The sequence below is a fragment of the Alkalibacter rhizosphaerae genome (assembly GCF_017352215.1).
GTDB classification, from domain to species: Bacteria; Bacillota; Clostridia; order Eubacteriales; family Alkalibacteraceae; genus Alkalibacter; species Alkalibacter rhizosphaerae.
The window spans coordinates 2,297,355-2,322,825 of record NZ_CP071444.1; the positions used below are offsets into that span (position 1 = coordinate 2,297,355).

The 25,471-nt window shown below is 45.8% G+C and carries 28 protein-coding genes and 1 pseudogene; 27 read left to right on the forward strand and 2 right to left on the reverse strand.

The genetic code is table 11. The features are described from left to right. The first annotated feature begins 98 nt into the window (after positions 1 to 98). The 11 genes from J0B03_RS11375 (at position 99) to J0B03_RS11425 (ending at position 10,374) form a co-directional block, all read left to right on the forward strand. A complete protein-coding gene (locus J0B03_RS11375; RefSeq protein WP_207299716.1) occupies positions 99 to 1,061 on the forward strand; it encodes an ABC transporter substrate-binding protein in 963 nt (320 codons plus the stop codon). Positions 1,062 to 1,082: 21 nt separating this feature from the next. Further along, complete coding sequence (locus tag J0B03_RS11380; RefSeq protein WP_207299717.1) at positions 1,083 to 2,111, forward strand: FecCD family ABC transporter permease; 1,029 nt, start codon at positions 1,083 to 1,085, stop codon at positions 2,109 to 2,111. 1 nt (position 2,112) lies between these two features. Further along, positions 2,113 to 3,369, forward strand: coding sequence for an ABC transporter ATP-binding protein (locus J0B03_RS11385; RefSeq protein ID WP_207299718.1), 1,257 nt, complete (start codon positions 2,113 to 2,115; stop codon positions 3,367 to 3,369). Further along, entirely contained in the window at positions 3,366 to 4,862 is a 1,497-nt protein-coding gene (locus J0B03_RS11390) for a cobyric acid synthase (protein ID WP_207299719.1), read from the forward strand. The genes J0B03_RS11385 and J0B03_RS11390 overlap by 4 nt, the downstream gene beginning before the upstream one ends. A 1-nt stretch (position 4,863) precedes the next feature. After that, positions 4,864 to 5,415, forward strand: a complete 552-nt coding sequence (gene cobU, locus J0B03_RS11395) for a bifunctional adenosylcobinamide kinase/adenosylcobinamide-phosphate guanylyltransferase (protein WP_207299720.1) — start codon at positions 4,864 to 4,866, stop codon at positions 5,413 to 5,415. Positions 5,416 to 5,424: 9 nt separating this feature from the next. Next, complete coding sequence (gene cobS, locus J0B03_RS11400; RefSeq protein ID WP_207299721.1) at positions 5,425 to 6,144, forward strand: adenosylcobinamide-GDP ribazoletransferase; 720 nt, start codon at positions 5,425 to 5,427, stop codon at positions 6,142 to 6,144. A gap of 24 nt (positions 6,145 to 6,168) precedes the next feature. Then, entirely contained in the window at positions 6,169 to 6,777 is a 609-nt protein-coding gene (locus J0B03_RS11405; protein ID WP_207299722.1) for a histidine phosphatase family protein, read from the forward strand. After that, positions 6,764 to 7,504 carry an AIR synthase related protein gene (locus J0B03_RS11410; protein WP_207299723.1) on the forward strand — a complete coding sequence of 247 codons (741 nt, stop codon included), beginning with the start codon at positions 6,764 to 6,766 and terminating at the stop codon, positions 7,502 to 7,504. The genes J0B03_RS11405 and J0B03_RS11410 overlap by 14 nt, the downstream gene beginning before the upstream one ends. Before the next feature lie 107 nt (positions 7,505 to 7,611). Beyond that, on the forward strand, positions 7,612 to 8,238 hold the full coding sequence (locus J0B03_RS11415) for a hypothetical protein (protein WP_207299724.1): 627 nt from the start codon (positions 7,612 to 7,614) through the stop codon (positions 8,236 to 8,238). 2 nt (positions 8,239 to 8,240) lie between these two features. Next, the gene (locus tag J0B03_RS11420; protein WP_207299725.1) at positions 8,241 to 9,581 is read left to right on the forward strand and encodes a thymidine phosphorylase; all 1,341 of its coding nucleotides are present in this window, start codon (positions 8,241 to 8,243) and stop codon (positions 9,579 to 9,581) included. Continuing rightward, a complete protein-coding gene (locus J0B03_RS11425; protein ID WP_207299726.1) occupies positions 9,559 to 10,374 on the forward strand; it encodes a RecX family transcriptional regulator in 816 nt (271 codons plus the stop codon). Before J0B03_RS11420 ends, J0B03_RS11425 begins: the two co-directional genes overlap by 23 nt. On the opposite strand, the gene J0B03_RS11430 is transcribed toward J0B03_RS11425, so the two are convergent. After that, positions 10,371 to 11,732, reverse strand: a complete 1,362-nt coding sequence (locus J0B03_RS11430; protein ID WP_207299727.1) for a PFL family protein — start codon at positions 11,730 to 11,732, stop codon at positions 10,371 to 10,373. The two genes, J0B03_RS11425 and J0B03_RS11430, sit on opposite strands and share 4 nt — an antisense overlap. A gap of 11 nt (positions 11,733 to 11,743) precedes the next feature. Next, positions 11,744 to 12,013, reverse strand: coding sequence for an ACT domain-containing protein (locus J0B03_RS11435; protein WP_207299728.1), 270 nt, complete (start codon positions 12,011 to 12,013; stop codon positions 11,744 to 11,746). 114 nt (positions 12,014 to 12,127) lie between these two features. On the opposite strand from J0B03_RS11435, the gene J0B03_RS11440 reads away from it, so the two are divergent. The 16 genes and pseudogenes from J0B03_RS11440 to ccpN all read left to right on the forward strand — a co-directional run bounded on the left by J0B03_RS11440 (position 12,128) and on the right by ccpN (position 25,465). Then, positions 12,128 to 12,817, forward strand: a complete 690-nt coding sequence (locus tag J0B03_RS11440) for a TraX family protein (protein WP_207299729.1) — start codon at positions 12,128 to 12,130, stop codon at positions 12,815 to 12,817. 94 nt (positions 12,818 to 12,911) lie between these two features. Then, positions 12,912 to 13,858 (forward strand): annotated as a pseudogene (gene prmA, locus J0B03_RS11445) (50S ribosomal protein L11 methyltransferase). A gap of 1 nt (position 13,859) precedes the next feature. Then, a complete protein-coding gene (locus J0B03_RS11450; protein WP_207299730.1) occupies positions 13,860 to 14,612 on the forward strand; it encodes a 16S rRNA (uracil(1498)-N(3))-methyltransferase in 753 nt (250 codons plus the stop codon). Beyond that, positions 14,609 to 15,913, forward strand: a complete 1,305-nt coding sequence (gene mtaB / locus J0B03_RS11455; protein WP_207299731.1) for a tRNA (N(6)-L-threonylcarbamoyladenosine(37)-C(2))-methylthiotransferase MtaB — start codon at positions 14,609 to 14,611, stop codon at positions 15,911 to 15,913. The genes J0B03_RS11450 and mtaB overlap by 4 nt, the downstream gene beginning before the upstream one ends. A 19-nt stretch (positions 15,914 to 15,932) precedes the next feature. Then, positions 15,933 to 16,274, forward strand: coding sequence for a histidine triad nucleotide-binding protein (locus tag J0B03_RS11460; RefSeq protein ID WP_207299732.1), 342 nt, complete (start codon positions 15,933 to 15,935; stop codon positions 16,272 to 16,274). A 134-nt stretch (positions 16,275 to 16,408) separates the two neighbouring features. Then, on the forward strand, positions 16,409 to 16,591 hold the full coding sequence (gene rpsU, locus J0B03_RS11465) for a 30S ribosomal protein S21 (protein WP_195682878.1): 183 nt from the start codon (positions 16,409 to 16,411) through the stop codon (positions 16,589 to 16,591). 11 nt (positions 16,592 to 16,602) lie between these two features. Beyond that, on the forward strand, positions 16,603 to 17,049 hold the full coding sequence (locus J0B03_RS11470; RefSeq protein ID WP_207299733.1) for a GatB/YqeY domain-containing protein: 447 nt from the start codon (positions 16,603 to 16,605) through the stop codon (positions 17,047 to 17,049). Positions 17,050 to 17,125: 76 nt separating this feature from the next. Continuing rightward, complete coding sequence (locus J0B03_RS11475) at positions 17,126 to 18,175, forward strand: PhoH family protein (protein WP_207299734.1); 1,050 nt, start codon at positions 17,126 to 17,128, stop codon at positions 18,173 to 18,175. Positions 18,176 to 18,194: 19 nt separating this feature from the next. Beyond that, complete coding sequence (locus J0B03_RS11480; protein WP_207299735.1) at positions 18,195 to 20,177, forward strand: HD family phosphohydrolase; 1,983 nt, start codon at positions 18,195 to 18,197, stop codon at positions 20,175 to 20,177. Then, positions 20,177 to 20,620 (forward strand): rRNA maturation RNase YbeY, encoded by a 444-nt coding sequence (gene ybeY / locus J0B03_RS11485; protein WP_207299736.1) that lies wholly within the window; start codon positions 20,177 to 20,179, stop codon positions 20,618 to 20,620. The genes J0B03_RS11480 and ybeY overlap by 1 nt, the downstream gene beginning before the upstream one ends. Positions 20,621 to 20,624: 4 nt before the next feature. Continuing rightward, positions 20,625 to 21,005, forward strand: coding sequence for a diacylglycerol kinase family protein (locus J0B03_RS11490; protein WP_207299737.1), 381 nt, complete (start codon positions 20,625 to 20,627; stop codon positions 21,003 to 21,005). After that, positions 20,993 to 21,418: a cytidine deaminase gene (locus tag J0B03_RS11495; RefSeq protein WP_207299738.1), complete on the forward strand. Its 426-nt coding sequence runs from the start codon at positions 20,993 to 20,995 to the stop codon at positions 21,416 to 21,418. The genes J0B03_RS11490 and J0B03_RS11495 overlap by 13 nt, the downstream gene beginning before the upstream one ends. Beyond that, a complete protein-coding gene (gene era, locus J0B03_RS11500) occupies positions 21,408 to 22,307 on the forward strand; it encodes a GTPase Era (protein WP_207299739.1) in 900 nt (299 codons plus the stop codon). Before J0B03_RS11495 ends, era begins: the two co-directional genes overlap by 11 nt. A 3-nt stretch (positions 22,308 to 22,310) precedes the next feature. After that, positions 22,311 to 23,054 carry a DNA repair protein RecO gene (gene recO, locus J0B03_RS11505; protein WP_207299740.1) on the forward strand — a complete coding sequence of 248 codons (744 nt, stop codon included), beginning with the start codon at positions 22,311 to 22,313 and terminating at the stop codon, positions 23,052 to 23,054. 269 nt (positions 23,055 to 23,323) lie between these two features. Then, positions 23,324 to 24,712: a glycine--tRNA ligase gene (locus J0B03_RS11510; protein ID WP_207299741.1), complete on the forward strand. Its 1,389-nt coding sequence runs from the start codon at positions 23,324 to 23,326 to the stop codon at positions 24,710 to 24,712. A 111-nt stretch (positions 24,713 to 24,823) separates the two neighbouring features. After that, complete coding sequence (ccpN, locus tag J0B03_RS11515) at positions 24,824 to 25,465, forward strand: transcriptional regulator CcpN (protein ID WP_207299742.1); 642 nt, start codon at positions 24,824 to 24,826, stop codon at positions 25,463 to 25,465. Positions 25,466 to 25,471: the final 6 nt, after the last annotated feature.

Below are 25,471 nucleotides of genomic sequence, written 5' to 3' on the forward strand. Positions count from 1 at the left end.
GCCAAAGAACTATTGAATGACAACAAGTCGCAGAGAAATTACAAATCGCAGAATGCATATGCGTAGAGTTTACACTAAATCAAAAGGAGACATAACAAATGAAAAAGAATATGATCAAACGCGGAATTTTAATAGGAACTCTTGTTTTCATGATGGTAATGGCAGGATGCAGTGGAAGCAGTGACAATAATGGAGGCAATGACGGGGAAAACGGATCCGAAGAATTAACTGCATTTCCCATGACAGTAACAGACACTGCAGGAAACGAGATCACCATCGAAGCGATGCCCGAGAAAATCATTTCCGTGTCACCAACTTTGACGGAAACACTTTTTGCCATCGGAGCCGGAGATCGAGTCGTCGGCCGAACCGAATATTGCAACTATCCGGAAGAAGTGGCGAATATTCAAGTGATCGGGACCTTTACCAATCCGAACACAGAGCTGATCCTGGATCTGGAACCGGATCTGGTTTTTTCCAGCGGTGGTGTTCCGGAAGAAGCTCAAGCTCTTTTTGATGCTTCAGGCATCAAAGTGATCGTTTTGGCCGACAGCCAGACCGTCGATCAAATCGAGGAGAACATCTTGTTGATGGGAAAAGTCCTCGATTTGAATGAGGAAGCAGCAGCCGTAAATGAAGAAATCGAAGCGGAACGGACAGCTGTCAAGGCAGCCTTGGGCGATGTGGAACCGAAGCGCGTTTTCGTAGATCTGGGCTACTACTATTCTGCAGGAGCAGGTTCTTTCATCGATAGCATAATAGTGGAAGAATTGGGGGCCATCAATATCGCAGCAGATGGAGAAGGAGAATGGCCTCAAATCAGTGAAGAAGTCATCGTGGAAAAAGATCCAGAAGTCTATATCCGAAATGTGACCATGGGTGGTGGAGAAGCAGAACCAATGGCAGATTCCCTGCAGGGGATCACCGCTGTTGTGGAAAACCAAGTGGTGAATGTAGAAACTGGAAGTCCTGACAATGATATCATGACGCGGGCCGGCGCTCGGGTAGGTCAGACCATTCGATTCTATGCAGAAGCCATTTATCCGGAAAAATTCAACTAAGTGTATGATAGGGGATTCGCTATGGAGCAATTTTTAGAGAAGCATTTGTGGAAAGGCACTGTTTTGCTGAGTGTCGTTGTGGTGATCACTGCAACGACACTGGGCGTAGCAGATATTTCCTTTCTTGATACCATGAAGATTTTGTTGGACCGGGTACCCATGCTGGATTTGGATCTGGAAGGAATAAGAAACTCCTCCCAGACCATCGTCTGGTCCATTCGATTTCCCAGAGTCCTGTTGGCACTTCTTGTAGGAGGGACCTTGGCTATCTGTGGAGCATCTTATCAAGGAATGTTTAAAAATCCCATGGCGGATCCATATATTTTAGGAGTTTCTTCAGGAGCGGCATTAGGAGCGACCATTGGGATCGTCTTTCGCTTCTCCTTTCAATTTTTGGGATTGAACAGTATTGCTTTGATGGCCTTTGCCGGAGCGATCTTGTCCTTATTCTTGGTCTATAACATTTCCAGGGTGGGAAACAAGGTCCCGGTCAACACGCTGCTATTGAGCGGGATCGCCATAGGACAATTTCTTTCTGCCATCGTATCATTGCTTATGATCTTTTCCGATGAAATAAATCGGGTGGTGTTTTGGACCATGGGAAGCTTCAATGCAAAAAGCTGGAGTCAACTTTTTATTGTGTTCCCGTATATGGCAATAGGAGTGGTCATTCTTTATGCCCAACACCGGGAATTGGACATCATGCTTTTGGGGGAAGATACAGCAGCCCAACTGGGTGTTGATACAGAACGGTTGAAAAAAAAGGTATTATTGGTGACAGCCATCATTACAGGGGCAGCTGTTAGTGTGACGGGGATCATTGGATTCGTTGGATTGATCGTTCCTCATGTAGTTCGAATCTTGACAGGACCAAAGCACAAGAGATTGATCCCTTACAGCTTTGTGGTGGGCGGGTTATTTATGATAATATGCGACACATTGGCCCGTACATTGACGAGCCAGGAAATTCCCGTAGGGATCATAACATCTCTGTTTGGCGGACCTTTTTTTATTTATCTTTTGAAAAAACGAAAGAAAAGTGGTGTGTAACATGGTGAAGAACTTGTTGGAAATGAAGGATGTCAAAGTTGCCTACGGAGATCACACCGTTTTAGAAAACTTTACCATGTCTATCGATCAAGGGGAATTTGTCGGGATCATTGGACCCAACGGAACCGGTAAATCTACTTTGATAAAAGTGATCACAAAGATTTTGGAAGCGAAAGAAGGATATGTTTTTCTTAACGGTCGCAATAATTCTACATTGACCCGAAGAGAACGGGCCAAGCTGGTATCCGTTGTTCCTCAGGAATTCACCGTCGATTTTGATTTTAATGCCTACGATATTGTAATGATGGGACGAAATCCCCATCAATATGGCAAAGAAAAAAATCTTGCCAGAGATCATGATATTGTGAATGAAGCCATGGTGATGACCAACACTTGGCAGTTCAAGGATCGCTTGTTCAACGAACTTAGCGGTGGAGAGCGGCAAAGGATCATCATAGCTCGCGCCATTGCCCAACAGGCGGATTTGATTTTATTGGATGAACCCACATCCCATCTGGATGTACATCACCAACTGGAGGTTTTGGAGCTGGTGAAGCGGTTGAATCGAGAGCGCAATACCACTATTGTTGCGGTTTTGCATGACATAAATATGGCTGCACGATTCAGCGACCGATTGATTCTGCTCAGCAATAAAAATGTATTGGCAGACGGCCCGCCGGATTACGTGGTGGATGAAAAATATTTGGGGAAAGTTTATGCCATGGAAATGGTCGTTCGAAACAACAACTTGCTGTCTACAAGAGAAGTTATACCCATCCGAGTCATCAAAGACCGGTTGGACAATACCAATATACAAGTCCATGTCATTTCCGGTGGTGGCAGTGGTGAACAGATCCTGGAAAGACTGAAATCATTGGGTGTTCATTTGTCCTGTGGAGTGATCAATCAAGGAGACAGCGACTGGGAAATGTGCAAGATGATGAACATATCCATGGCAGAAGGCCCACCGTTTTCCGATATCACGGAGGAAGGCTACAAGAAAAACATAGAATTGATTCGTCAGGCAGACTATGTATTGGTCACGGATCTTCCTTTCGGGACCGGTAACGTTAAAAACCTGGAAGTCTTGCTGGAAGCAAACAGTCCCATTTATATGATTCGAAGGGAAGGTCGTTTCGATTATACCGAAGGGAAAGCGACAGAACTGCTTCACCAGATCCAGGAAGAAAAAATATTTCATTGGATCGATGGGTACGATGAATTTATAGACTTGGCATGCAAAGGAGACGCACTATGAGAAAACCAAACATCATGTTTCAAGGAACCGGATCTTCTGTAGGAAAGAGTGTTTTGACGGCAGGCGTTTGCAGGATATTGAACGATCGGGGTTATACAGTGGCTCCATTTAAATCTCAAAATATGGCATTGAATTCCTTTATCACCAAGGAAGGCAAGGAGATGGGTCGAGCTCAAGTGGTGCAGGCGGAAGCTGCCCGCATTGAACCCAGGGTGGAAATGAACCCGATCCTGTTAAAACCCTCCTCCGATGTAGGATCTCAAGTCGTGTTGCGAGGCGAGGTTTTTAAAAACATGGATGCTGCAACGTATCACGAGTTCAAGCCCCAATTGGCCGATATCGTATTGGAAACATATCGAAAATTGGAAAAAGATGTGGACTGCATCGTCCTGGAAGGGGCGGGTAGTCCAGCAGAGATCAACTTGCGTGAAAACGATATCGTCAACATGGGAATGGCGGAACTTTGCGATGCACCGGTGATTTTGATCGGAGACATCGACCGTGGTGGCGTGTTCGCCTCCATTTATGGAACATACATGCTGTTGCAGGAAGAAGAACAAAAGCGGATCAAAGGCTTTGTGATCAACAAGTTCCGCGGCGATGTGACCCTGCTTCAATCGGGGATCGACATGTTGGAAGCGTTGATCCATGTTCCCTGTTTGGGAGTCGTTCCCTATTTTCGACTGCACATCGATGATGAAGACAGCGTTACCATGCGTTTTGCCCACAGCGGAGAAAAAAACATCACAGTAGGGGTCCTTCGCCTTCCCCACATCTCCAATTTCACCGACTTCACTCCGTTTGAGATGGAAGAGGATGTAGAAGTCCGATACATTAAATCTGCCCAGGAAATGGATGATGTGGACCTGCTGATACTACCAGGCAGCAAAAATACCATCGAAGACATGGTATTTTTGAAAGAGATGGGGATGGTGGAAAAGATCCACGCCCTCCACGACAAAAAAGTTCCCATTTTTGGAATTTGTGGAGGATATCAGATCTTGGGGAATCGAATCACCGATTCCAACAACCATGAGTCGGCCATAGAAACCATGGAAGGTCTGGGTCTGGTGGATGCTGAAACCGTCATATCTGAAAAAAAACGGACGGTACAAGTGCAGGGACGCATAAATGGATCCTTTCAAGGATCCAAGATCGATGGCGCCGTGACCGGGTATGAGATCCACATGGGAGTGACGTCTTTTCACCAATGCTATGAGCCCCTGGTGCTGTTGGAAAACGGAGAAATCGATGGTGTCAGCCTGGAAGACGGACTGGTCATGGGCACCTATCTTCATGGAATTTTCGACAACATTGAACCGCGTAAAACCATTTTAGGCACCCTGCGACGGAATAAAGGGTTAAGTGAGGGCGTGAATGTGGAGAGTTTTGCTGCATTTAAAGAAAGACAATACGACGAATTGGCGGAGTTGTTGGAAAACCATTTGGATATGGAGGCCATAGTAAGGATCATGAAAGGAACGGAGGTCTAGCATGGGAAAGATCATTATGATCACAGGAGGAGCCCGCAGCGGGAAAAGTACCTATGCGGAAAAAATAGCCAGAATGAGACCGGATGTCGCCTATGTTGCCACATCCATCGCTTTTGATGAAGGGATGACCCATCGCATCAAAAAGCATCGGGAACAACGACCGGACAGCTGGGGAACGATCGAACAGTGGAAGGATTTTCCCTTGATCAAAGAAGCAGAAGCGTATAAAAACAGTTCTTTGCTTTTGGTGGATTGTTTAACGGTCATGATCACAAATCTGATGTTTTACAGCGGCTTGGATTTTGATGAATGCCAGCCGGAAGACGTAGACGATCTGGAGCGTCAGATCAATGATCATGTAGAGGATCTTCTGGCCTTGGGGAAAGAGAAAGATCTGATCATCGTTACCAACGAATTGGGCATGGGTCTGGTTCCGGCTTATAAAATGGGAAATTATTTTCGAGACATCGCAGGCAGAATGAACCAGCGGGTGGCCGCAGCTGCAGACGAAGTCTATTTTGTCGTCAGCGGCATCGAAATGAAGATCAAGTAGGATGATCACATGAAAAAACTACTGGTAGCGATCAGCTTCTACACCCGAATCCCCATACATTTAAAAAGTGAAGTGACAGAAGACGATTTTTTTTCCTCCATGCGACTGATCCCAGTGGTGGGGATCCTTATTGGAGGAGTGTTGGCTGGTCTCTTTTGGCTCCTAAAAAGCGTTCCAGATGACATTCGGGGATTGACCTTGGCGGTGGCCTATATTTTGTTGTCCGGAGGGCTTCACATCGATGGGTTTATGGACAGTATGGATGGGTTGTTGAGCAATCGACCCAAAGATCGGGTTTTTGAAATCATGAAAGACAGCAGAGTGGGTGCGTTTGGTGTGCTTGGCATACTGGTGTTGTTTTCCCTTTTGACCGTCTTTTTGAAATATGCGGATTGGTGGATGGTATTCTTGTTTCCGGTAGTGGGACGCAGCGGAGCTTTGATCTCTGCATCCATGACGGAATATGCCAAGGAGAAAAAAGAGCTGGGGGCCCGATTTATGGACGACACCAAGCCTATCCACGGTCTTCTCGCAGGGGTTTTGGCAGTGGCAGTGGCGTTGCCTGCTTCCTTTTATCATGCCGGTGCCGTTGCTTTGGCTTTTTTGGGAACGTTTATCGTGACAAAGTGGACGGTTTCAAAAATCGGAGGAAATACCGGCGATACCATCGGCATGGTCATCGAAGTGACCCAGGCCATTTTTCTTGTTGCTGCATTTTATATTGTTTGAAGAAACGTGTGAGAGGAGCTCATCATGAAATTTTATTTGGTTAGGCACGTGGAAACCACGGGAAATGTAGAAAACCGCTTTGCCGGTGTAACGGAGACCCAGTATACTCCCAGAGGACTCCAGCAATTTGACGTTCTGGTCAAACGGCTGGCTGCGGAGTTGGAGGTGGATGCCATTTACTCCAGTCCCATATCTCGGGCCAACAAGATCGCCCAGGCGGTTGGTCAACGCAATGGATTGCCGGTAGTGGTCCGTCCGGAGCTGTCGGAGATCAACTTTGGCGTATTTGAAAATCAAAAGGTGGAAAACATACCGGAAACCCACCAAGAGATCTGGGATGAGTGGAACAAGGATTATGTCCATTACAAGATACCGGAAGGGGAGAGCCTTCAAGGATTCCACAAAAGAGTGGGGATTTTTGCAGATGAGTTCAAAGACAAGGACGGAACCATCCTGGTGATTTGCCACGGGGGTCCCATCCAAAGCATGATCACCCACTTGTTGGACTTGGATGTGACCCAACGATGGAACTTTTTCATTCCCCTTGGAGGTATGGTGGAAATTCGCTACGAACATGGATTTGGGACCTTGAATCGCTTGGTCAGCATGGTGGACGGCCATGGAATTTTATAAATATCGAGACTTGCAGTGTACCAGGTTGGATGAGCATTCGGAACTGGTGGTGGCTTGTGATTCTCTTGGAGGGATCGGACCCATGGATCTGGATCTTGTTTCCTGTCCTGCCGAAATATCCGGTTATTTCACAGCTATGGTCGTTTTGGCAGAACTGCTCGCTTATGGAGCAGTACCCACCCTTGTCGTGGACAATCTGTGTTTTTCCATGGAACCGTATGGGAAAGATGCCTTGAAAGGGATCCAAAGAGCATTGGAAGAATCCGGATATCCTCATTGTCCGGTCACCGGGAGCACGGAAGACAACATTCCGGTTCGACAGACGGCCATGGGGATGACCATTCTTGGTGTGGCCTCCATCAAACAACGAAAAAAACGGATCCTTCAATCTGGAGACAGCTGCTATCTGGTCGGAATCCCTTTGGTTGGAAATCAGGTGCTGAAAAACTTGGGAAACATAAAAACACTGGAGCATCTGGCGTTGTTTAACCAGTTGGAGTGGATCGGAGATCTTCTTCCGGTTGGTTCAAAAGGGGTGAGAGCTGAAATGTTGGAAATGGGGAGAACCCATTCCAAAGAATGGCAGCTGGAAGAGGTGGAGTCGGACCTGCTGGAGCGGTCGGCGGGACCTGCTACCTGCTTTTTAATCGCCGGGAATGAAAACCGGTTGAAAGACGCATTTCAAAAACACGAATTGCAAGCCATTAAGACAGGAATCGTTCGATGATGAGAAGACAAGCCGAAAAGGTTTGTCTTTATTTGTTTTAAGGGAAGGCGAATACGGGTATCAGATGTTACAATAGGATAGAAGACAATAGAAACAAAGGAGATCGTATGGATACTTTGAAATTGACGGAACAAATTAAAACAGCACCGGTAGAAAAAGTTTTTGGAGCTTCCCGATTGGAAGATTTGGATTGGGTATGGCTTCATCGAGATCTTTTTGCCGATGTGGTCTACTTGGCCGATGAAAACATGGAAGATGAAGACGTGGAGATTTTTCTGAGAATGATCAGTGATGAAGATTTTTTGGAGTTGTTGGAACCTCGTATGGAAGAACATGGGTTTCTAGCCATTTCCGCTGAAAGGTTTCGCAAATTGGATCCCACGCAAAAGACGTTTGACGGAAACACCCTCCTATATGTCAGTCGGCGTTTTTTGATGAAGAAAATGATCGGATTCACAAACACATATGATTGGGTGTTGAAAGCTATGGCTTTGGATCTTCATAGCTTCAGTGACAATGCACTTACGGAAGTTTACAAGGAATATTTTGAAGAAAACGGGCGGATCCTGGAACAAATAGCGGTAACCGGGGAATTTGAACAGCAGGGATATACCTGGGTCCTGGAAGCGGATACGGACACCATGGTCAGTTCTTATGAAGGGAAAGTGTTCTCCAAGTGGTCCAGCAGGGAAGCGATCAATACTTTTGATTACAAAGTCCGAGGAGGAAAATAAGCGTGAATATGGTGGACCTGATCGTTAAAAAAAGAGATGGCCATGCACTGACACCCGAAGAAGTGTCCTATATCGTAGAAGCATATGTAAAAGACGCCATCCCGGATTATCAGATGTCTGCATTTCTTATGGCAGTATTTTTTCAGGGGATGAGCGAGGAAGAGACCGTTGCTTTGACGAGGACCATGATGGATTCCGGAGATCAGATGGATCTATCTGCAATCAAAGGGGTAGTAGTGGACAAACACTCTACTGGCGGAGTGGGAGATACCACGACGCTGGTATTGGCTCCCTGGTTGGCCGCTTGTGGTATCCCGGTAGCTAAAATGTCAGGAAGGGGATTGGGACATACAGGTGGAACCATCGACAAGATGGAGTCCATACCCGGGTTTCGTGTGGAATTGACCATGGAAGAGTTTGTTTCTAACGTGAACAAGATCGGATTGGCTTTGGCAGGGCAGACAGGTTCCATTGCCCCTGCCGACAAAAAAATATATGCCTTGCGGGATGTGACAGGGACGGTGGAACAAAAGGCCCTGATCGCATCCAGCATCATGAGCAAAAAACTAGCTTCCGGAGCAGGGGCCATCTTGTTGGATGTGAAGGTTGGATCCGGTGCTTTTATGAAAAACCTGGAAGATGGGATCGCACTGGCAAAGAGCATGGTCGATATCGGCAATGCCATGGGCAGGGAGACGAAAGCGATCCTCAGTAGCATGGACCAACCATTAGGAAAAGCCGTTGGAAATTCCTTGGAAGTGATGGAAGCCATAAAGGTACTTCAGGGAGAAGAAAAGGGAGATCTGTACTACCTCTGTCTGGAGTTGGCCAAGGAAATGATGCTATTGTCCCTGGCGGATATGACGTCGAAAAAAGCGGAAGAAATCTTGCTGGATCGACTGGAATCGGGGAAAGCCCATGACAAGTTTTTGGAATTTGTTGCGCTGCAAGGTGGAGATGTCGAAAAGCTAAGAGAAGGATTACCGGTTGGATCCTATCGGAAAAGGTTGACTGCAGAAAATGACGGGTATGTGGCAAAAGTAGAAGCATCCGCAGTTGGTTTGGCGGCTATGCACCTTGGAGCAGGTCGGGAAACGAAGGATTCCATAATCGATCTTGGAGCGGGTTTGCGGATCTGGAAGCGGATCGGTGATCCTGTTGCCAAAGGTGAACTTCTAGCGGAACTTTATACCAATGATGAAGATAAACTTTTAGAAGCAAGAAATTTATTGAAAGATGCGTTTGTTATTGAAAAGAATCAAAAGACGACCAGTCCTTTGCTCTTGGGCAAGGTAGACCGAAATGGAGTGGAGTTGTGGGATGAAGACCATTACCGAACTTAAGATCGATAAAAAAACAAAACAGGTTCAAATCTACAGCGGTGAAGAATGGTTGATGGACATGGATCCGGAACTGGTCTGGGAACTGGGGTTAAAGAATGGTTCCGTATTAGAGGAGGAGGAACTTCTCGTCGCAAAGCGGAAATCGGAAGAAAAAAAAGCCTACAACCAAAGTCTTCACTACCTGACATTCAAGGATCGAACCGTCAAGGAAGTGAAAGATCATTTAAAAGACAAGGGACATGAACCGGTGGTGATCACTGTAGTGATGAAAAAGCTGAAGGAATACGGTTTTGTGGATGATCAACGATACGCAGCCCAGTACGTAAAGGACAAAAGTAGTTTTTCCGATCTGGGAAGAAATCGAATATCTGCAGATCTGGAAAAACGGGGGATCTCCAAAGAACAGTCCCTTCCTTATCTGGAAGAATACTGCTGCGAAGGATCCGAATTAGAAAAAGCCAAAGACTTGGCAGTAAAACTGGATGACCGGTTTGAAAGGCTGCCTTACCGTCAAAAGGTGGATAAAATCGGCCGACGTCTTCAGGACAAAGGCTACTCATGGGATGTGATCCAGGGTGCACTGGCCGGTATTGATGGGGAAAACAAGGAGTCTGTTGTCTATCAACAGGAGCTGGAAAAGAATTTGCACAAAGCTGTAGAAAAAAATAAAAGAAAAAAGTTGGACGATCGGACTTTCCAGTCCAAAGTCGCCCAACAGTTGATGCGGAAAGGTTATGCCTGGGATGAAGTGCAGGAGGCACTTCGTCGTTTGGATACCCAGGTGAACGATTAGTTTTTAAAGCTATGGATCGGCGCCGGAATACGTCCGCCCCGCAAGATAAACGCTTCTGATGAGAAGCCGTTTACCGGCATGATGGGAGCATATCCCAAGAGACCACCGAAAGAAGCCATTTCCCCGACGGATTTACCATACACGGGGATCAGGCGTACTGCGGTGGTTTTATTGTTGATCACGCCGATGGCAGCTTCGTCGGCGATGATGGCGGAGATGGTGGAAGCCGGTGTGTCTCCGGGAACGGCGATCATATCCAAGCCAACGGAACAAACGCTGGTCATGGCTTCCAACTTGTCAAAGGTGATAGAACCATTTTGTACGGCGGCGATCATACCCTCGTCCTCACTGACGGGAATAAAGGCGCCACTCAAGCCTCCGACGGAAGAAGATGCCATGATCCCACCCTTTTTCACGGCGTCGTTCAATAAAGCCAAAGCCGCTGTAGTACCGTGTGTGCCGCAACCGGCAAGTCCCATTTCTTCCAGGATCCTGGCTACACTGTCTCCGATCTCAGGAGTGGGAGCCAGGCTGAGATCCAGGATCCCGAATGGAACATTCAGGCGTTTGGCGACTTCTTGGCCGACCACTTCTCCGGCTCGTGTGATTTTAAAAGCGGTTTTCTTGATGTTTTCCGCAACGATGTGAAGTGGTTCTCCCTTTACTTTTTCCAGAGCGCTCTTCACCACACCAGGTCCGCTGACGCCCACGTGAAGGACGGCTTCTCCTTGTCCGATACCGTGGAAGGCGCCGGCCATGAAAGGATTGTCGTCTACGGCGTTGGCAAACACCACCAACTTGGCGCAACCGATGGAGTCTGCATCTCTGGTAAGATATGCCGTGTCTTTGATCACTTGTCCCATCAGGGCAATGCCGTCCATGTTGATGCCGTACTTGGTGCTGCCGATGTTGACGGAAGAACAGACCCGCTCCGTAGAGGAGAGGGCTTCTGGAATGGACAGGATGAAATCCCGATCCGTACTGGTAAAATCTTTTTGGATCAAGGCGGAATAACCGCCGATGAAATTGACGCCCACTTCCTTTGCTGCATCATCCATTGCCTTGGCATAAGCCACAAAGTCTTTGTCATCTCCTGCAGCAGCGATGATGGCCATGGGTGTGACAGAGATCCGCTTGTTGATAATGGGAATACCGTATTCTGTTTCGATCTGGTTTCCCGTCTTGACCAGATCCTGGGCCAACCGGGTGATCTTGTCGTAGATCTTTTGCCGGGATTTTTTACCGGAAGAATCGATGGTATCCAGAAGAGAGATCCCCATGGTGACGGTTCGTATGTCCAGGTTTTCTTTTTCGATCATTCGGACGGTCTCAAAAATGTTGGAATTGTACAAGGTCATTAGTGTTCCTCCTAAATGTTGTGCATGCTTTCAAAAAACTCCTCCCGCTGAATGCGGATGGAAACGCCGTTCTTTTCGCCGGCTTGTTCCAACGTAGACTTCAACGCATTGAAATCCGTGGTCATGTTGGTCAGGTCCACCAGCATCATCATGGTGAAATAAGATTGAAGAATGGTCTGGCTGATGTCCTGGATGTTGACAGTATGCTCGAACAAGACTTTGGATACGTTGTAAATAATGCCTGGCTTGTCGTTGCCAATAACGGTAATGATCGCTTTCAAAGAAATTCCTCCAAACGTAGTATAATGGATGTATAATAATTGGAGGTATTATAACACTTAAAAACAGAAAAGTCCATGGAAGTGAATCTTGGATCGAAGGAGTAGAAGACCATCATGGAAGTGAAACGAAATGATATTTTGAAAGTACTGGCTGTCTTGACCATGGCTATTGACCACATCGGTGCCTTGCTGTTTCCACAGCAAATTCTCTTTCGGGTAGTGGGTCGATTGGCTTTCCCAATTTTTGCCTATCAAATCGCCTTCGGTTTCGAAAAAACTGGAAATAAAAACAGATATATGATGCGAATGCTTATCTGGGCACTAGTTACCGTGTGGCCCTTTTACCGATTTTCCATGATCGTTACGGGAGATCCCAGGTATCAAAATGTCTTGTTCACTTTTTTCTTTGCACTGGTGGTCCTGCGATTCTTGGAAAAACGACAATACTTGGCCATGGTGATCTTTGGCATTATGCCGGTGATTATATTGGAACAAGCGGGATGGTCCATGGATTACGGTTTGTACGGCATTGCCGTAGTGATCGTTTTTCACCTGTTTAAGCGGCCAGAACAACAAATGATCGGAATTTTTGTCTCAACACTTGTATATTTGCTCTTTCGCCTGGTGCCAAGAGGAATACCATTAACCATGATTTTGGGGAATATTCAATTTTTGGCCGTCTTTGCCGTATTTCTTATACGAAAAGATTGGAAATTGAAGATCCGACTTCCTAAATATTTCTTCTATGCGTTTTATCCTGTTCATCTTTTCCTTCTAGTATTGGTTTACAATGCTATGAACTAATACTATAATGAAAGTCACGCCAAATCATCGTCTATTGATTTTGGCAAATGCTTATTCTATAATAGCCATATCAGAGAAAAGGGGAGGCAATGCCATGAAATGGATCGAAGTTCAGATCAAAACCACACCAGAGGCGGAAGATGCCATATCCAATATCTTTTACGAAGAGGGAGCCCAAGGGGTGGTCATCGAGTCTCCCAACGACTTGTTCATCATGAAGCAGAACAATCCCCTCCATTGGGATTTCTATGATGAAAACCTGCTTGAAATGGATCCGGAATCCACCATCATCAAAGGATATTTGGATGAAACCACGGATCACGAAGAAAAAATTAACAGTATTTTGGATCGGATCCGAACATTGCCGTCCTGTGGACTGGATCCTGGTGAATGTGAATTGACCATAACGGAGGTCAATCAAGAGGACTGGTCCAATTCCTGGAAAAAATACTACAAACCGGTACGGGTCGGAGAGCGATTCATCATCAAGCCAACCTGGGAAACCTATCAAAACGGCGGAGATGACTTGGTCATCGAGATGGATCCCGGCATGGCCTTTGGTTCAGGTCTTCACGAGACCACCCAGCTTTGCATCGGAAACTTGGAGCAATATGTAAAACCGGGGGATGTGGTCATCGACATCGGTTGCGGGTCCGGGATCTTGGCGTTGGTCGCAGGAAAGCTGAAATGCAAAAAGGTCATTGCAGTGGATCTGGATTCCATGGCGGTCAAGGTGGCCCAGGAAAATGTGGAGCTCAACCAGCTGGAGAGCCTCATCGAAGTGAGAGAAGGGGACTTGCTGGATGTTGTGGACGAGCAAGCCGACGTGATGGTTGCCAATATACTTGCAGAAGTCATCGTCCATTTGACGGAACAAATCAAACCCTATTTGAAAGAGGGGGGTTGTTCATCTCCTCCGGGATCATACTGGATCGGTTGGATGACGTTACCGACAAACTGGTTTCCGAAGGTTTTGATGTAGTGGAAGTGGAAACATACAATGAGTGGGCCTCTGTCGTAGCGAGAAAGAGGAAGGTGTAGCGTGCATCGTTTTTTTGAAGAGATAGAAGGAATAAAAAATCCTGGAGAAGAGCTGGTCCTAACCGAAGACAACCACGATCATCTATCCAAATCTTTGCGGATGAGAATGGGGGACACAATAGTGATCTGCGATGGGAACAGGACAGATTATGTGGCGAGGATCCAGGAGATGACCAAGAAGGAAACAAAAGTGGTCGTGGAATCAAGGCTTCTCAATGCCAGTGAGGCCCCAGTTTCCATTACCTTGTTTCAGGGGATCCCCAAAGGTCAAAAGATGGACGTGATCGTACAAAAGGCAGTAGAGCTTGGCGTCACAACCATCGTACCCCTGTATACCCACCGATCCATACCCAAAGAGCGGGACATGCAGAAGAAAATTATTCGCTGGAACAAGATCGCATTGGAGGCTGCAAAGCAATCGGGACGAGGAATGATTCCCCAAGTGGAAGAAAGCGTGGAATTGTTGGACCTGTCTCAAAAGCTGAGTGATCACCACGTGAACCTGGTTGCTTACGAAGAACAGCAAAACCAGCAGTTAAAGCATATCTTGACCAAGAGACCCATGCCTGTGTCTGCAGGTATCATTATCGGTCCTGAAGGTGGATTCGATCCTTCCGAGATCCGTTGGTTGGAACAGCGACACGTGCAGGTGGTCGGTTTAGGTCCCAGGATCCTGCGAACGGAAACGGCAGCCATGGCGATGCTCTCCATGATGTTGTACGAGTGGGAACTGGCAGTTGGAGGAAATGAATGAAAACAGCAGCAATACATACTTTGGGGTGCAAAGTCAATACCTATGACAGTGAAGCCATCCTTGAGTTGTTAAAAAAAGATTCTTATAATATAGTGGAGTTTGAAGAGAAAGCGGACGTATATATCGTCAATACATGTACTGTGACCAATCTGGGAGACAAGAAATCCAGACAAATGATTCGAAGAGCCAAAAAGAACAACCCCGGTGCTTTTGTCATCGTTTGCGGCTGTTATGCCCAAACCGCCAGTGAAGAGCTGGAGGGGATGCCGGAAGTAGACTTGATCTTGGGAAATGACGATCGCCATCGGATCGTGGAGTTTATAGAAGAGGGAATGGCCTCCCAAACTCCGTTCAATGCGGTAAAGGACATCATGAAGGTCCGGGAATACGAGGAACTTCATATCGATCATCTTTCTGGCCATGAACGTGGATTTATTAAGATCCAGGAGGGGTGCGATCAATTTTGCACCTATTGCATCATACCCTATGCCAGGGGGCCGGTCCGCAGCCGAAAACCGGAAAACATTATTGAAGAAGGGAAAAGGCTGATCGCAAACGGAAACAGGGAGCTGGTGCTTACCGGAATCAACATCTCCGCTTACGGAAAAGATTTGAAGAATGCCGGCGATCTGGCAGCGCTGGTGGAGATGCTGGATGGGTTGGATGGACTGGAACGGATCCGACTGGGCTCTTTGGAACCCAGTTATTTAACCCAGGAAGTTGTGGATCGTATGAAAGGCTCTGAAAAATTGTGCGATCACTTCCATGTTTCGCTTCAAAGCGGAGCAGTACAAACACTAAAAGATATGAAGCGCCGCTATGCCAAAGAAGAATATGCCCTGGTGCTGGAACGGATCCGAATGGCGTTCCCCCATGCCGGTATTACCACGGATGTCATGGTGGGCTTCCCGGGAGAAACAGAGGAAGATTTTTTGGAGACCATGGATTTTGTCAAAACCATGGCATTTTCTCAGATCCACGTCTTCAAGTATTCGCCCCGCAAGGGAACGCCAGCTGCGGCAATGGATCTGCAAATACCCGAGGCCATCAAGCAGGAACGCAGTGAAAAATTGATTGCCCTGGGGAACGAATTGAAAAAGGATTTTGAAGACCGCTTTTTTGGAGAGATCTCAGAAGTACTGGTGGAACAGGAGATCCACGACAAGAAAAACACCTATCAAGGACACACCACCAATTACCTGTTGCTGCCTGTTTCATCGGCGACAGATATACGAGGTCATTTGGTCCAAGTACGGATCTCGCGAGACGTTGAGGGTAGACTGATCGGAGAATCATTATAGAATAGAGGAGGATCTATCAATGGAAAATTGCTTGTTTTGCAAAATTGCCAAGAAAGAAATATCTGCGGAAGTGGTATACGACGATGATAATGTCATTGCCATCAAGGACATCAATCCACAAGCGCCGGTCCATATTCTGATTTTCCCGAAAGAACATTATGAAAGCATTTTGACGGTACCGGCAGGCAACAACATCATTGGAGAGATGCACATCGTTGCCAATCGATTGGCCTTGAAATTCGGCATTGCCGATTCTGGTTTCCGCCTGGTGAACAATTGTGGAGTAGACGGTAGACAGACCGTAGACCACATCCATTATCATCTTCTTGGGGGCAGAAGTCTGGGTTGGCCTCCAGGATAGAAATCCGGGACATCTTCCCATGGATGCATATTGACAGATGTTAGTGGGCTGATATATAATGTTAGTTGTTGTAAATACCCGCTACAAATCTAATACATTCTGTTGCATTATTGTAGTAGAGGGGAGGGTGGAAAATGTCTGAAGTTAAAATAAAAGATGGCGAGTCATTGGAAAATGCGCTTCGCAGATTCAAGAAGAAAACTGCCAGAGCTGGGGTAATGTCGGAAATTCGAAAAAGAGAGCATTACGAAAAGCCAAGTGTAAAGAGAAAAAAGAAATCGGAAGCAGCCAGAAAGCGAAATAAAAAGGTAAGATAAGGTGTGATTGCATGTCACTCAAAGAGCAATTGATGGCCGACATGAAAACGGCCATGCGAGAGAAAGACAGGATCAGAAAATCGACCATAACAATGGTCCGGGCTGCCATACTTCAAAGCGAAAAAGACAACAAGATCGAGTTGAGCGAAGAAGAAGTGTTGGGCGTAATTGCCAAACAAGTCAAACAACGCAAAGATGCGTTGGAGGAATTTGAAAAAGCCCAACGGGAAGATCTTATGGAGCAGACCAACAAAGAACTGGAAATTTTGATGGATTACCTCCCAAAACAATTGACGGAAGCAGAAGTGAAGAACATCGTTTCAAGTACCATCGATGAAGTGGGTGCAACGACCATCAAGGACATGGGAAAGGTCATGGGAGCCGTCCTGCCGAAAGTGAAAGGCAGAGCCGACGGAGCATTGATCAACAAATATGTCAAAGAACTGTTGAATACGTAGCACAATGAAGGCTGCCGGATACCGGCAGCCTTTTCTTCATGTGGAATAAATCAGCTAGCTATGGTATTATGAGACTATGAAATTCTCTAAAGGAGGACGCTTATTGGACATACTTACAGAAAAAACCGTCAACGTGGGAGATTCAGAAACCATGTTGAAATTGTTTGGAAAATTTGATGAACATGCAAAAGAATTGGAAAAGTCTTTTCACATACAAATGACAGCAAGAGACAACCGGATCAAGGTCGTGGGAGAGGCAAGACAAGTGGATAAAGCCGTTCTGGTATTGCAACAAATGGCGGAAGCCATCGACAGCAAGCGACCAGTGGACGAACAAAGTCTGCGTTATTTGATCGATCTGGCGGAAAAAGGGGAAGAAGCCAATCTCGAAGAGCTGAACGACATCTTGTGTTATACTGTTCGGGGAAAAAAGATCATGCCAAAAACCTTGGGGCAAAAGAACTATATCAAAGCCATGGAGAAGGACCAAATCGTTTTTGGTATTGGTCCGGCTGGTACAGGCAAAACGTATCTGGCCATGGCCATGGCCATTAAAGCGTTTAAGAGGGAGGAAGTAAGTCGGATCGTTCTGACTCGACCGGCCGTGGAAGCAGGCGAAAGCCTTGGGTTTTTGCCCGGTGACCTGCAAGATAAAGTGGATCCTTATCTTCGTCCTTTATATGATGCCCTCTACGATATTCTGGGTGGAGAAGCATTTCAACGCTACAAGGAAAAAGGGATGATCGAAGTGGCGCCTTTGGCTTATATGCGTGGCCGAACCCTGGACGATTCCTTCATCATTCTGGACGAAGCCCAGAATACCACTCCGGAACAAATGAAGATGTTTTTGACCAGGCTGGGGTTTGGTTCCAAAGCGGTGGTCACAGGGGATATCACCCAGATCGACCTTCCGGGAGGCAAATCGTCCGGCTTGATAAAAGTCATGGATATTCTGCATGACGTGGATGGGATCTCCTTCGTGAAATTGACCCAGCGGGATGTGGTGCGTCATCGATTGGTGCAGCAGATCATTCAGGCATATGAAGAGTACGAGAATCGAAAAAAGACGGATACGGTTGGTGAGAAAAATCGAGACAAAAGAGAAGGCAAACAACACAAAGAGTAGGTGGAAGATCAATATTCAAATGATCATGGCATTTGTTGGGTTGTTGTCCATATACATTGCATTGGTATTGATCGCATTGCCGCCAAACTATAATTACAAACAGGGTGACGTGGCAACGGAAAGCATTTATGCTCCCAACATGATCACAGACATGAAAACGACAGAACGGTTGCAAGATCAGGCGGCGGCTTCTGTGGAACAAGTGTACACAAAAATGGAGGACGTTCAAGAGAACGTTCTTGAAAACGTGGGGAATTTCTTTTCGTTGATCAATGGAAGCGATGTCCTGGAACCGAATATTTTGCAACAGGCAAAAACGGAACATGTAAACTTGAGCGATGCGGCATCCAGACAACTGCTGGAGATGGATCTGGCCATGCGTCGAGAGTTGCAGGATCAAACGGAGAAAACACTGAAAAACCTATACCAGGACGAGATCAGCATACAAAATCTTACCGAAAAGCGAGCGGAAGCGGAAGCCCTATTGGGAGAAACGAACCCTCTGCTGAAAGGGGTAGCACTGGAGATCGTTCAGGGACAATTGCAGCCCAACATGATACTGGATGTTGATCGAACGCAAGAAGCCGTGGCAGAAGCGAGAAGCAAAGTACAGACAGTCACCTACGAAGAAGGAGATATGATCGTAGAGGAAGGAGAAGTACTAACGGCTGAAAAAATCGACTTGCTGGTTGACAACAACATGATGCGGAATTCCTACCTGGATGATCCTTACCTGATGATCGGCGTATTTTTACTGATGTTGGCCATTTTTATCGTCTTTTATATATATTTGAACAAATTCTACAAAGCATCGATATTAAAAGACAGAAACAGAATGGCGATCCTGGTCATCCTGTTCACATTCACAGTGTTGTTGACCGTATTTCTTGCGCCCATTTCTCCGTACTTGGTGCCAGTGAGCATGATGACCATGACCATTGCCCTGTTGACAGATCGACGACTGGCCATTACATCGACCGTTTTTTTCGTCATTATCGCAGCTTTTGGAGCTGAATTGAATACGCTGCAAATTGCACTGTATTTGGTCAACGGGTACATTGGCGCTTTGGGGATGCTCAAAATCACAAAACGGGCGGATGTCATGCGGACGGGATTGTACGTGTCCATCATCAACCTTTTGATGATCGGAGCATACAATTTGATGACCCATCAATTTGCACTCTCGGGTATCGTGAACATGGGTCTTGGATTCGCAAACGGAATCGTTTCCGCCATTATCACTCTGGGAACCATGGTCATTTGGGAATATGCGTTTGACATCACCACTCCCATCATGCTGATGGAATTGGCAAATCCAAACAATCCATTGCTTAAAAAGTTGATGAACAACGCTCCCGGAACGTATCATCACAGCATCATTGTGGGGAATTTGGCAGAAAGTGCTGCAGAAAAAATCGGGGCCAACGCTTTATTGGTCCGTGTTGGTGCCTATTATCACGATATCGGAAAAAGTCTCTCTCCTGTATATTTTACGGAAAATCAAATGGGGGACGTTAATCCCCATGACTATATTTCACCGGAGAAAAGCGTCCAGATCATCAAAAACCACGTAAGCAAAGGCTATGAAATGGCCAAGGAAGGTCGGATCCCTTTTGAGGTTCGAAACTTTATCTTGACCCATCATGGAGACAGCACCATCGATTTTTTCCTGCACAAGGCAACGGAAAACAATGAGAATCCCGAAGTGGGAAAATACCGTTATGAAGCTCATCGTCCCGTAACGAAAGAAGAAGGGATCCTGGCTCTGGCAGATAGTGTGGAGGCAGCCGTTCGAAGCATCAAAGGGATCAATGAAGAAAAAATCGTGGAACGGGTGGAAGCTATCTTTAAAAAGAAACTTGGAGACGGCATGTTGGATTTTTGCGATTTGAGTTTGAAAGAGGTCAATATCATCAAAGAGATTTTCATAAAAATTCTCAACAGCGTATACCATCAGCGGGTGGAATACCCTACTATGGAGACAAAAAAGGAGGACGCTTGATGGACGTGTTTATCGACGACCGATGCAACGGCCAACGGAAGAACGATTGGATCGAATTGTTGGAAAAAGTGGTGAAGGAAGCTGTAGATTTGGAGCAATTTCCATTGGATTTTGAAATCGGGATTTCCCTTGTCACACCAGAAGAGATCCAAGAGCTGAATCATCAGTATCGGGGCAAAGATCAGGTGACGGATGTGCTTTCTTTCCCAATCTATGAAGAAACGGACCCGGAGCCGGTGCAGCTGGGTGATATCGTTATTTGTCTGGAACGAGCGAAAGAACAGGCGGAAGAATACGGTCATTCACTGGAGAGGGAGCTTTGTTTTCTAACGGCACATGGCATGCTCCACCTTATGGGGTATGACCACATGGAAGAAAAAGAAATGGAAAAGATGCAGAAAAAGGAAAAAGAAATCATGCAGCGAATCCACATGCCGAGGTGACGTTATGAAACCGATGCGATCGTTACTGAAAAGTTTTCAATATGCTTATGAAGGCATGCGCTATTGTTTGATCACCCAACGAAATATGCGCATACATTTTTTCTTTGTCTCCCTGGTGACCCTAGGAGGCATCGTCTTTAAAATTCAATTGGTGGAATGGATCGCCTTATTCGTAACCTTTAGTCTGGTCATTACCAGTGAAATGTTCAACACGGCCATTGAAAAGACAGTAGATCTGGTAACGGAAGAATGGAGTGAAAAGGCGAAGATCGCAAAAGATGTAGCGGCCGGTGCCGTATTGATCAATGCCGTTGTAGCCGTTTTAGTCGGTTTTTTAGTCTTTTTTCATCGAATTGTGGAGGTGTTGGAAGGATGGATCTTTTGAACGGATATGAAGAGGATCTGCTTGCCGCGGCAAAAGAAAGCAAGAAAAAAGCATATGTTCCTTACTCCAAATTTCGGGTCGGAGCAGCGGTGCTGGCTGAAGATGGAAAAATATTTGGCGGATGCAATATTGAAAATGCTTCTTATGGTGCTACCAACTGTGCGGAAAGAACAGCAATTTTCAAATCTGTCTCGGAAGGATCTGTCAACATCGTGGCTCTGGCTATAGTAGGCGACAACGAAGACTTCATATACCCCTGCGGTATTTGTCGACAGGTCATGGCGGAATTTGGTGAGGAGATCATTGTGATCCTGGAAAATGGCGAAGGAAAGCGCAAAAGACACACCCTGGGAGAATTGTTGCCCCATAGTTTTACAAATAAAGATTTGAAGGAGGTGCCCCGTGGGATTTAAATCAGGATTTATTGCCATCATTGGTAGACCCAACGTGGGAAAATCAACACTATTGAACAATATATTGGGTGAAAAGATGGTCATCATATCATCCAAACCCCAAACGACGCGAAACGTGATCCGCTGCGTCCATACGACGGATGAAGCACAAATGGTGTTTTTGGACACCCCCGGCATTCATAAGCCGAAAAATAAATTGGGGGAGCGGATGGTGGATGGAGCCCTTTCCACCTTGCGGGAAGTGGATCTGGTTTTGTTTTTGATGGATGACATGATAGAACCGGGGCCGGGAGACCGGTACATCCTGGAGTTGTTGAAAGAAGTGAAAACGCCAAAATTTTTGGTCATCAATAAAATCGACTTGTTCAAAAAGGAAGAATTGCTGGAAAAGATCCGTATCATGGGAGACTACGCTTTGTTTGAAGAGATCGTTCCCATCAGTGCAGACCGAGGGGAAAATGTGGATCGTTTGAAGGAATTGATGACTTCATACCTGCCGGACGGACCCATGTATTTTCCTGCAGATACCATTACGGAACAGCCGGAAAAAGTGATCGTAGCGGAACTGATCCGAGAAAAAGCCCTGCAAAGCTTGAATGAAGAAGTGCCCCACGGGATTGCTGTAGAGATCATGTCCATGAAGGAACGAAAAGGCGGAACATTGGTGGATATCGAAGCCAATATATATACGGAGAAAAAATCCCATAAGGGGATCATCATCGGCAAGAATGGCGCCATGCTCAAAAAAATCGGAACAAAAGCCAGAAGAGACATGGAAAATCTTTTGGGTGTTCAGGTCAATCTGCAATTATGGGTCAAAGTAAAAGAGGATTGGCGAGACCGGGATTTCGATTTGAAAAATTTCGGTTACGGACCGGATCGGCGATAATCCATGGCCTTGGAAAAATCCACCGGTTTGGTGATTCGTTCCATGAATTATGGGGAAAACGACAAAATCATTACCATTTTCACGAGAGAACAGGGGAAAATAACAGCTATGGCCAAGGGAGCCAGAAATACGAAAAGCATATTTCTGGGTGCTACCCAACTGTTCAGCTATTGCGATTTTGTTTATTACACTGGTCGAAGCTTTGCCTACTTGAACCAGGTGGAATTGAAAGAATCCTTTCATAAGCTTCGCAATGATTTGGACAAGCTGGCAAAAGCAGCATATATGACAGAAGCAGTTTATCAAGCATTCGAAGATTATCAAGGGGATGAGCAGGTACTGCGATTGCTGTTGAATCTGTTGTATTTTATCAACGAAGGTTCTGCAGAAGATGATGGTGTGGTGTTGCTTGCATTTCAGCTGAAACTATTGACATATCTGGGATTTGCCCCGGATCTTGTTCACTGCATCCGTTGCGGCAGCGATCAGCATCAGGCTGGCATTTCTCGATTGGATGGTTCCGCTGTCTGCAGTGAATGCATGTCCTTGGTCAAGGAAGGCGTATCCCTGACAACCTACGATATGGATTTTTTAAGCCGATTGCAGGTATTGGGGTTGTCGGCCGTTCGCAGGGAGATCTATGATGGTCCTTCCTGGATCCGGTTGGCGAAAGAATTGAACCAGGTATTGGAGTCCCAGATCGGGCGAAAGATCCATTCTTTTGCCTTTTTGCAAAATAGTGTTTGACAAAAAAATAAGCATTTGTTAACGTAAACAGGTAAAGAAAACTTCATACTGCGCAACGATGAGGAAGAGTAGATGGCAGGGTGTGTTCAGAGAGAAAAGGATGGTGAGAACTTTTCCGCACGGCATATCGAAAGGAGCCTCGGAGCGTTATCGATCAAAGTGGGTGCATGCACCAACTAGGGTGGAACCGCGGTAAAACCGTCCCTTGCTGTCAGGCAGGGGTTTTTTGTTTTTCAAGACTAGAATATTATTAAAAATGGAGGGTAAAGATGAGTAAAGAGTTAAACATGAATGAAATCGTCAGCATCTGTAAAATGCGGGGGATCATTTTCCCCGGATCAGAGATCTATGGTGGATTGGCCAATAGTTGGGATTATGGCCCCATTGGTGTAGAAATCAAAAACAACATCAAAAAAATGTGGTGGAAAAAGTTTGTGCAGGAATCACCTTTTAATGTTGGGATCGATTCAGCAATTTTGATGAATCCAAAAACATGGGAAGCATCCGGTCACGTAGGGGGCTTCAATGATCCACTAATGGATTGTAAAAACTGCAAAACCAGGTATCGCGCCGATAAATTGATCGAGGACAACGCCCATGCCAAAGGGGAAGATGTAGTGGTGGATGGCTGGGAAAATGAGAAGATGTTGGCATACATCCATGAACATCAGATCAAATGCCCAAATTGTGGTGCATTTGACTATACGGATATTCGCCAATTCAACCTTATGTTCAAAACATTTCAAGGTGTAACAGAAGATTCTGCCAATCAGATCTACCTGCGACCGGAAACGGCTCAAGGGATTTTTGTCAATTTCGCAAATATTCAGCGTGCTTCCAGAAAGAAGATTCCTTTTGGGATCGCCCAAATCGGAAAATCTTTCCGAAACGAGATCACGCCGGGCAATTATATCTTCAGAACCAGGGAGTTTGAACAAATGGAATTGGAATTTTTCTGCAAGCCGGGTGAAGACTTGGAGTGGTTCGACTACTGGAAGAACTACTGCAGGGATTGGATCCTTGGTTTGGGAATAAAAGAAGAGAATTTGCGTCTTAGAGATCATTCCGATGACGAATTGTCCCACTACTCCAATGCAACGACGGACTTTGAGTTTAAATTCCCATTTGGCTGGGGCGAACTTTGGGGAATTGCCGATCGAACAGATTACGATTTGAAACAGCACCAGGAACATTCGGGAAAAGATTTGAAATATACGGACCCAATGACCAATGAAAAATATGTACCTTATTGTATCGAACCATCTTTGGGTGTAGACCGTGTTATGCTTGCATTCCTTTGCAACGGATTTGAGAATGAGGAACTGGAGGATGGCGACAGTAGAACGGTACTTAAAATACATCCGGCCCTGTCATCTTTCAAATGTGCCATACTTCCACTGACAAAGAAATTGAAAGACAAGGCACTGGAAGTGTATGCCGACCTGGCAAAAGAATTCATGGTGGACTATGATGAAGCGGGAAGCATTGGGAAACGATATCGACGACAAGATGAAATAGGTACTCCTTATTGTGTCACTATCGATTTTGATACATTGGAAGACAATACTGTCACCATCCGAGATCGAGACACCATGGAGCAGATCCGAGTTTCCATAGACGAGTTGTCATCATACATCAAAAGAAGCGTTACCTATTAAAAATACATAAAAGATACACAAAAATCGAAAAAACAAGACCCACAAAAGCGTGAATATGTTATACTTTATACGTGCTAAAGACTAAATAACGATCATGATTATCCTTGGGGGGTGTCAATCATACAATTATCAAAGCGACAGATGGAAATACTTGACATAGTCAAGCGGAATCAACCAATCACCAGTGAACATATCGCAGACAAAGTCAATCTCACGCGAGCTACTTTGCGACCGGATTTGACCATCTTGACCATGCTGGGGATTTTGGAAGCAAGACCAAAGGTAGGATACTATTACTCCGGGAAATCGTTGATAAGCATTATGGGCAGCTTTATCAAAAACATCAACATCATGGATGTAAAGAGTGTGCCGGTAGTGGTAAGCGAAGATACGACGATCTATGATGCCATCGTCACCATGTTTTTAGAAGATACAGGTAATATTTATGTCCAAAGCAAGGGTTTTCTTTCCGGGATCATTTCCCGGAAAGACTTTATTAAAATAACCCTGGGAAATCAAGACATCAAGTCCATGCCGGTGGCCATGATCATGACTCGAATGCCGAACATCATTTACTGCGAAGCCGATGAATCCATCTATGATGCAGCTGTCAAAATCATTGAACATCAAGTGGATTCCCTACCCATCGTGGAAAAGACCCAGGATGAGAAGGGAATGGAGCGATTAAAAATTCTTGGCAAGATTTCAAAGACCACCATCACCAGTGCGATGGTGAATATCGGAAACGAATAGGGGGAC

Excerpts from the sequence above, each read along its gene's own strand:
- J0B03_RS11480 (WP_207299735.1), top strand. The coding sequence starts at position 18,195 with ATGATCATGGCATTTGTTGGGTTGTTGTCCATATACATTGCATTGGTA.
- J0B03_RS11430 (WP_207299727.1), bottom strand. The coding sequence starts at position 11,732 with ATGACCTTGTACAATTCCAACATTTTTGAGACCGTCCGAATGATCGAA.
- ybeY (WP_207299736.1), top strand. The coding sequence starts at position 20,177 with ATGGACGTGTTTATCGACGACCGATGCAACGGCCAACGGAAGAACGAT.
- J0B03_RS11385 (WP_207299718.1), top strand. The coding sequence starts at position 2,113 with ATGGTGAAGAACTTGTTGGAAATGAAGGATGTCAAAGTTGCCTACGGA.
- recO (WP_207299740.1), top strand. The coding sequence starts at position 22,311 with ATGGCCTTGGAAAAATCCACCGGTTTGGTGATTCGTTCCATGAATTAT.
- rpsU (WP_195682878.1), top strand. The coding sequence starts at position 16,409 with ATGTCTGAAGTTAAAATAAAAGATGGCGAGTCATTGGAAAATGCGCTT.
- J0B03_RS11415 (WP_207299724.1), top strand. The coding sequence starts at position 7,612 with ATGGATACTTTGAAATTGACGGAACAAATTAAAACAGCACCGGTAGAA.
- cobU (WP_207299720.1), top strand. The coding sequence starts at position 4,864 with ATGGGAAAGATCATTATGATCACAGGAGGAGCCCGCAGCGGGAAAAGT.
- J0B03_RS11475 (WP_207299734.1), top strand. The coding sequence starts at position 17,126 with ATGAAATTCTCTAAAGGAGGACGCTTATTGGACATACTTACAGAAAAA.
- J0B03_RS11495 (WP_207299738.1), top strand. The coding sequence starts at position 20,993 with ATGGATCTTTTGAACGGATATGAAGAGGATCTGCTTGCCGCGGCAAAA.
- J0B03_RS11460 (WP_207299732.1), top strand. The coding sequence starts at position 15,933 with ATGGAAAATTGCTTGTTTTGCAAAATTGCCAAGAAAGAAATATCTGCG.
- J0B03_RS11510 (WP_207299741.1), top strand. The coding sequence starts at position 23,324 with ATGAGTAAAGAGTTAAACATGAATGAAATCGTCAGCATCTGTAAAATG.
- J0B03_RS11425 (WP_207299726.1), top strand. The coding sequence starts at position 9,559 with ATGAAGACCATTACCGAACTTAAGATCGATAAAAAAACAAAACAGGTT.
- J0B03_RS11390 (WP_207299719.1), top strand. The coding sequence starts at position 3,366 with ATGAGAAAACCAAACATCATGTTTCAAGGAACCGGATCTTCTGTAGGA.
- J0B03_RS11440 (WP_207299729.1), top strand. The coding sequence starts at position 12,128 with ATGGAAGTGAAACGAAATGATATTTTGAAAGTACTGGCTGTCTTGACC.
- J0B03_RS11410 (WP_207299723.1), top strand. The coding sequence starts at position 6,764 with ATGGAATTTTATAAATATCGAGACTTGCAGTGTACCAGGTTGGATGAG.
- mtaB (WP_207299731.1), top strand. The coding sequence starts at position 14,609 with ATGAAAACAGCAGCAATACATACTTTGGGGTGCAAAGTCAATACCTAT.
- J0B03_RS11470 (WP_207299733.1), top strand. The coding sequence starts at position 16,603 with ATGTCACTCAAAGAGCAATTGATGGCCGACATGAAAACGGCCATGCGA.
- cobS (WP_207299721.1), top strand. The coding sequence starts at position 5,425 with ATGAAAAAACTACTGGTAGCGATCAGCTTCTACACCCGAATCCCCATA.
- J0B03_RS11380 (WP_207299717.1), top strand. The coding sequence starts at position 1,083 with ATGGAGCAATTTTTAGAGAAGCATTTGTGGAAAGGCACTGTTTTGCTG.
- J0B03_RS11405 (WP_207299722.1), top strand. The coding sequence starts at position 6,169 with ATGAAATTTTATTTGGTTAGGCACGTGGAAACCACGGGAAATGTAGAA.
- J0B03_RS11375 (WP_207299716.1), top strand. The coding sequence starts at position 99 with ATGAAAAAGAATATGATCAAACGCGGAATTTTAATAGGAACTCTTGTT.
- J0B03_RS11490 (WP_207299737.1), top strand. The coding sequence starts at position 20,625 with ATGAAACCGATGCGATCGTTACTGAAAAGTTTTCAATATGCTTATGAA.